The organism is Paenibacillus forsythiae T98 (assembly GCF_000520735.1).
Classification (GTDB): Bacteria; Bacillota; Bacilli; order Paenibacillales; family Paenibacillaceae; genus Paenibacillus_AQ; species Paenibacillus_AQ forsythiae.
Genome location: NZ_ASSC01000339.1, coordinates 1 through 7237, shown reverse-complemented (window position 1 = coordinate 7237; position 7237 = coordinate 1). Strand labels below are relative to the sequence as shown.

The window sequence follows — 7237 nt, the reverse complement described above, 5'->3', positions numbered from 1 at the left end:
CCGGCGTACTGCTCGTTGGCTGGGCGCTGGCGGAGGTGCTTTATTTCCGGAAAAGAAGACGGAAAAGAGAGTAGTTATAGCCCTGTTAAGGGGTTGATCTCTGGTACACCATCCGTTTTGTAATCAAAACGGTGCAGATAAACTAGAAAGCTGAATACAGGGTGGTGGGGGATGGCTTTGTAAGAGTTGCAGGGGGGAAGTTGGGAAGCAGTCACATTATTAATTTTAGGAGGATGAACAAATGTTGAAGAAATCCAGAAAGACTTTTATGGCATTGGCAGCAGCAGCAATGCTCCTTGTCAGCGTATCACCGGCATCGGCATTGAATTCGAATGGCGGAGGTGGCGGCACCGGAACCGGAAATAAGCCGCTCAGTCTCAACGGCTACAAGTTTACCAATTCAAGCAGAAATACATTGTATTTGTATTTTGACAGAGCAATAGATTCTGCCCAGCTTGACGTTAGTCAATTTAAAGTAAAAGAGCACAGCTCCGCTACGACGGTTAACGTATCCAGCAAAACATTGACAACCGGAAACGGCTACAGCGGCACCAGCGACAGCCAACTGGATAACGGATCTACAGTAGCGCTTACATTGGCTTCCAACTTGAGCTACGACACTCAATATGATATTACTTTAAGTCCTACTATAGCAGCGTCCAACGGCATTACTCTGGGCAATTACAATGGTCATCAGGACACCACGTTTGTCATGAAAACACCTAACAGTGGCGGAAGTTATACCGGAACGCCTACTGTAACTTTCCTGACAACCACTAAGTGGGAGGCGAATCCGGTTGTGGTAATTGACCGCCCGATCACGAATGTGAGTACAGTATTGAGCAATTTAAGCACCAACTTCAAGAAAAGCGGAACAACTGTGACTCAGGATTCGGTCATTGACTCCACAGCGGTTTCAGGTGCAGAAACTTACACACCTCACGCCAATGATGAACACAACACGCTGTTCTTCCCGTTGACTGGCAAGGGCAGCACAAATACGGCCTACAATTTGACTCAATCATCCAACAGCTACACCATTACTATGCCGAACTTTACCGATGTCAGCAGCAACTCGTACAGCAGCGCCGGTTCAGCCTCCTTTACTACCGTGTCCAGTGATATCGCGGGATGGATTGGCTCCGCTCCAACGGTGTCGACAGGGGCGGCTTCAGGGGAACTGGATATTACCTGGTCTGCGGGCAGCATCACTCCGGTTGCCACCCAGTTTGATGTATACATCAGCACCGCTGAATTTGGACTGGCCTCCACCAATTGGGCATCAGCTGATACCTCCGGAACTGTAACAGGATCGTCGCCATACAGCTACACAGCCACGGGTCTTACGCCAGGTCAGTTATACTATGTTCGTATTGTCCCCAAGAACGCCGCTGGCGTCGCCGGATTCACGATTGCCGGTTCGGGAACAGCAGGAGAGTAAGCACTCAATATAAATAATGAGGCCGTTCCCGTTCCAGGACATACGGATTTGCCGTGGTTCTGGAACCGGGAAGACCTTCAATATAGGGCATATATACTTATGGGGGAATGGGATCATGAGAATAAAAGTGAGAAGGAAAAATTTTGGGCTAATAATGCTAATCTTGATAACAGTGGTTGGTTCTATGGCTTTCCCATTACCGCCCAAAGCATCTGCCCAATTTGCGGCATCTGTGAGTCAGACGAAGGGAGATCAAGGGGAAGAATCCCTTGCGCGGGAAGCGGAAGAGCAGCTCGGGAAACTGGTGCTGCCGTTTATTAAAAATGAAGGACAAATCTCTGGCAAGCAGGTACAGTATTATGCTGATACGTTTGCGGGGCGGATATTTGTAACGGGCAGCGGCCTGACGTATGCCTTGAAAGCTGGAGAGGATGGTAAAGCGTCCTGGGCGCTTAATGAAACGTTCGTAAACGCTTCGGCCTTTTTGGCAACCGGAAAAAATCCTGTAACAACGGAAATCAATTACTTCAAAGGCGATAAGTCCAAGTGGCAAAAGGGAGTCACCGGATATGAAGAACTCAGCTTGGGACGTGTATTCCAGGGAGTGGATGTGACGCTTCGGGCCAAGGGTAACAATGTAGAGAAAATCTTTACCGTAGAGCCAGGCGGAGACCCATCTCTTATAACGATGCAAATAAGTGCCGCAACAGGATTGGCGGTAAATGAACAAGGTGGATTAGCGATTAAAACCGACCTTGGAGACGTAACGTTCACAGCCCCTGTTGCCTATCAGGAGATAGATGGAAGAAAATCAAATGTGCCTGTATCCTACCGGGTGGAAGGCGATCACTACGGGTTCAGTGTGGGCTCATACAATTCGGCGTACCCGCTGATTATTGATCCGTTGCTGGCAGGCACGTATTTGGGAGGAGGGAAGAACGACTCGATTGCTGATCTGGTCGTGGCTCCGGATGGGGATGTATACGTAACAGGATATTCGTATTCTACTGACTTTCCAGATACAGTTGGAGAGAATTTGACTCATTACGGTTTAGATACAACGTATGACGTTTACGTGGCGAGATTGAGCGGCGATCTTACCCGGTTGAAAGCTATTTCCATTTTAGGTGGTTCGGGCAATGATAGCGCCATTAACATTGCCTGGTCAAACGGCAACGTGTATGTCGGCGGCTGGACCGAATCGGGCAGCGAGTTTCCCGCTGATTATACAGCAGGTTCGCGTGGTGGCAGAGATGGCTATATTGCGAGATTCACTCCTGCTCTGACTGAAATGAAAGCTACAGCGTTCGGTGGCGAGGGGAATGAAATGCTGATAGCTATGGCTGTACGCGACAACGACGGACAAGATGAAATAGTCGCTGTTGGTTCCACTCAGCTTAAATCTGGTACGTATTCTCCAACTTTTCCAATTGTGGGGGAGGCGTTTCAAACTACTGCCGCTTCTGCCTATATAACAAAATTTAATAATGATCTGCAAATTGTTGCTTCTACTTTTTTTGGAGGCAGTCTACCGACTGATTTGAAAAGCGTTGACTTTGCATCTGACGGACGGATTATCGTAGGGGGGGCTACACAAGCCCAAAATACTGCTATTCCCGTGTCTCCGGGTGTTTTTGACGGGAGCTTCGGCGATGCCGCAAGGGATGGGTTTATTGCTATCCTGAACTCAAATCTGACTGCTGAAGGGGCAAAAGCTACTTTTGTCGGAAGCGATGGCAAAGTTGAAACGGTAAACAAGTTGAAATATATTACAGATGCAGATGGGAGCAGTTATATTTATGCTGTAGGCTCCTGTAATAAGGGGAGTTTCGCGGAAGAACAGATTACAGCAAGCTATGGCGATGCTGCCAACGCAGCACTGGATGATGTTTTCGCCATTAAACTGACGGCAGACCTCACGACCCGTGCGGGGCTTACGTATATAGGTGCAGCTAATTCTGACCAGGTTAAGGATATTGAAATAGCACCAACAGGACAGGTTATTTTGGGAGGGCTTACCAAGTCATCCGATTATCCGATCACGGAAGGCCAGCTATCGGTAAACGGAGCTTATAACGGTTTTGTTATCATTTTAAATTCAAATTTTACAATTGACAAATCATCCGCTCTTCCCAGCTTTCTTGACCTGACAAGTCTCGCTCTGGATGAGCAGGGACAAGTCATCTTGGCGGGCCAAGGTACGACAGTTTCCGGTAATTTAGAGGGGCTGCCTCGCGCCTATAAGAAAACTGCCACTTCAGATACCACTAAAGATACCCTTATTTACAAAGTCAATCCCGCTGTCCTGATGGCGGCCTCCGAGACGGAAGCGCCAACCTGGACTGCCAATGAGGTGAGTATTTCGGATGTTGGACCGGATAACCTGAATCTGAGCTGGCCTGCCGCAGCGGACAACTCCAGTATTGACCATTATCTGATATATCAAAATGGCTCGATCATTGACCAGACCCCGGGCGATATCACCCAATATCATGCCATCGGGCTGCTACCGGATACAGACTATACGTTTAAAATTGAAGCGATGGACTCGTTTGGCAACTGGACTGAGACGGCGCTGGAATCTGCTCCGGTGCATACCCCGCTGTCCTCGGCCCCTGTTTGGCCCGATGGCTCATTGACTGCGGATTACACGGATACCTTCGATCATCTCCAACTGCGCTGGCCGGCGGCTGCGGATGACGGCACAGTAACCGGATACAGAATTTATAAGGATGGATTGGAAGTTACCGAAGCGGTATACGGCTATAATGTCACCGATGCAGTCTATTACAGTGATGTGTACAGTCTGGATGGAGACAAAAGCTATACCCTTAAAGTGGAAGCGCAGGACAACGACGGTTACTTAAGTCATACAGGCCCCAGTGTAACGCTTCGGACGCATAAGGCCCCGGATATTTATTCGCCATATTGGCCGGTAGGAAAAGTGCAATTGGCGTATCTGTACACCTCCCTGAACAGTGCGCGAATCACCTGGCCCGCCGCTTTAGATAACGAGGGTGTAGATCATTACCATGTAATATTCAGCGATGTGACCGATTCGGGAGAAGCGTTTAGTGCAGATGTTCCCGGCAGCGCAACCAGCTATGAAGCGAATTTGCTGAATACGCATGTCTACCATATTCAAGTCACAGCAATAGATGCGGCGGGGAACGAATCAACCGTCCTGTCCGGAGAACCATTAAATATCCCCGAGGCTCCTTTTGGAAGTGGGGGAGGCAATGGAACGGGGGGCAGCACTGTGCCTAATCCGTTCGTAATTGGTGTTAATTTAAGCTCTTCATACAACCAGTACAATTCAGAAACCAAGCAAAATGCTGAAATGTCCACTTTTGGAACCTCACTTGAGAATGCTGTTGGTGTTCCGCTCAAGCCGCTTATTAAAGCCTTCTTCTATTTCAATGTGGGGGGGAGAGCGGACGCCAATAAAGATTACTTCTCGCTTTATGAGGTTGCCGGAGAAACGCTGGCACCGGTACCGGTGAACGTGACTGCGAGCTCCACCTTTGAGGAACGCCGGTATTTGTTCGTCAGTCCCGTGGGGACGTTAAAGCCGTTGACAACCTACAAGCTGGTGATTGGGCGTCAGATCATGTCCAATAACAACAGGGTGCTGGGCTACGATAAAGAGGTGTATTTCACAACGGGAGCCGTAAATACGGCGAGTGAAGTGAATCTGACTGCGGGAGCCGTAAATTCCTATGTTACTATCGGCAGCGGAACTCCTACGGAAGTGACAGTCTCTGTTCCCCGGGAGATTACGGATGCGGCGCTGGATCTTTCATCTCTGCTCAATCAAGCTGAAACGGGAACAACAGCCCAATCCCTGCCGGGCATTGCGCTGAAAGCGGCAGTTCCTGCTGTCAGCGCAACACAGCCTGTCGAGATCCGCATTCCCCAAGGGGTTAGTGTAACGGGTTCAGTGTACTGGAACGGCTTGTTCAATGTGCCCCGAGTCATTGATCCGGCAATCACCGGCGTCACTGTGACACCGGATAAAGGCAAGAAGGCAACTATCGACTCCGTGATTGAGGTTGGGGGCTGGAGCGTTCCGCTTACGACGGACAAGGCGGTACGCATTGTATTCCCGGGTCAGGCAGGCAAGAGCGTCGGGTACTTCCGGGATGGCGTGTTTGCCAAAATCGGAACTAGCCTTAAATCCGATACCCAGGAAGCAGGGGATGCCCTGCCTGAAGGGGGAGACGGCCGGATTGTTATCGGTGACGACCTGGTCGTATGGACCAAGCACTTCACGCAGTTTGTTCTTTATACGCAAACAGCCGATGGTTCGGGAGAAGGTCCTATTTCGCAGCCGGGTCCTACCGGCGTGACACCAACGCCTGCTGCCGAGGTGCAGGTGAAGCCGGTGCTGGATGCGGCCACTGGCGTGGCTGCTGCGAAGATTGATCCGGCTGCGCTTGCGGATGCTTTTGCCCAGGCCAAGGCGGACAAGGATGGAACGAAGACGGTTCAGGTGAAGCTTGCCAAAGTGGAGGGGGCATCAGCCTATGCTGCCAACCTTCCTTCAAGCGTTCTGACCCAAGCTTCGGCGGACCAGAAGATCGAACTGAAGACTGACGTTGCAACGTTGACGGTTCCAGGCAATATGCTGGCTTCCCTGGGGCAGCTTCAAGGCAAGGAAGTCTCCCTCCGGCTGGCTCCGGTGGACAAGTCGTCGCTGTCAGAGGAAGCGCGCAAGGCGGTGGGCAGCCGTCCGGTTGTTGAGCTTGGAGTACTCATTGACGGCAAATCCGTTGCGTGGAGCAACAAGAACGCTTCGGTTGTGGTCTCGATCCCGTACGCGCCGTCAGCCGAGGAGAAGAACAGCCTAGAGCATCTGACGGTGCTGTATATTGATGATGCAGGCGTACTGACTCCTGTGCCTAGCGGCAAGTATGACGCTTCCACAGGACAAATCGTATTCCGCACGACTCACTTCAGCCGTTATGCGGTAGCGGCTGTGCACAAAACATTCGGAGATCTGGACAACACAGGCTGGGCCAAGAATGAGATCGAGGTGCTGGCGTCCAAAGGAATCATTAAGGGAACTTCGGAGACCGGCTTTGCTCCAGGAGCCGCCGTTACCCGTGCGGATTACTTGACACTGCTTGTCCGTACCCTGGGCCTGACCGCAGAGGTTAAAGGCAACTTCAGCGATGTGAAGGAAGGCGCGTACTACTACGAAGCGGTAGGCATCGCCAAGGCGCTTGGAATCGCGGAAGGACAGGCGGACGGACGGTTTGATCCGCAGGCGACGATTACGAGACAGGACATGATGGTGCTGACGGAGCGGGCGCTGAAGAAGCTGGGTAAACTGGAGGCCGCAGCGGGAAGCGCCGCGTCTTTGGAAAGCTTCGCGGACAAGGCGGATATCGCCGCCTATGCGAAGGACAGTCTTGCAGCGCTGGTGAAGGAAGGACTGATCACCGGAGCGGCGGACGGAATCCATCCGAAGAGCAAGGCGACCCGTGCGGAAGCCGCCGTATTCCTGTACCGTATCTACAACAAGTAGGCGATATGCGGGCTTGAGCCTTACATGTTGGCAGGCAGAGGGAGGACCATCGTCCTCCCTCTGATCTGTGCAGAGCACTTTTTTTCAAAATAGAGAGGAAAGGGTGGAATTTGAACCAATGCATACAGTGACAAAAATGGGCTGGAGACAATGCGTCAAGTTGCTCCTCGCACTTGCTCTGGTAATGACGGCGGCGCTGGGCGGAGCAGCCAGTCCGGCGCTGGCGTTTAATTACGAAAACACAGGGGGCGGCGGCAAGCCGATGC

Annotated in this window: 2 protein-coding genes; both read left to right on the top strand. The window is 51.3% G+C overall.

Features of this window, described 5'->3' with window-relative positions:
• Window positions 1-241: 241 nt before the first annotated feature.
• The gene (locus L692_RS0111055) at window positions 242-1441 is read left to right on the top strand and encodes a fibronectin type III domain-containing protein (protein WP_025699833.1); all 1200 of its coding nucleotides are present in this window, start codon (window positions 242-244) and stop codon (window positions 1439-1441) included.
• Between the two features lie 232 nt (window positions 1442-1673).
• Window positions 1674-6971 carry a DUF7948 domain-containing protein gene (locus tag L692_RS30615; protein ID WP_198027739.1) on the top strand — a complete coding sequence of 1766 codons (5298 nt, stop codon included), beginning with the start codon at window positions 1674-1676 and terminating at the stop codon, window positions 6969-6971.
• Window positions 6972-7237: the final 266 nt, after the last annotated feature.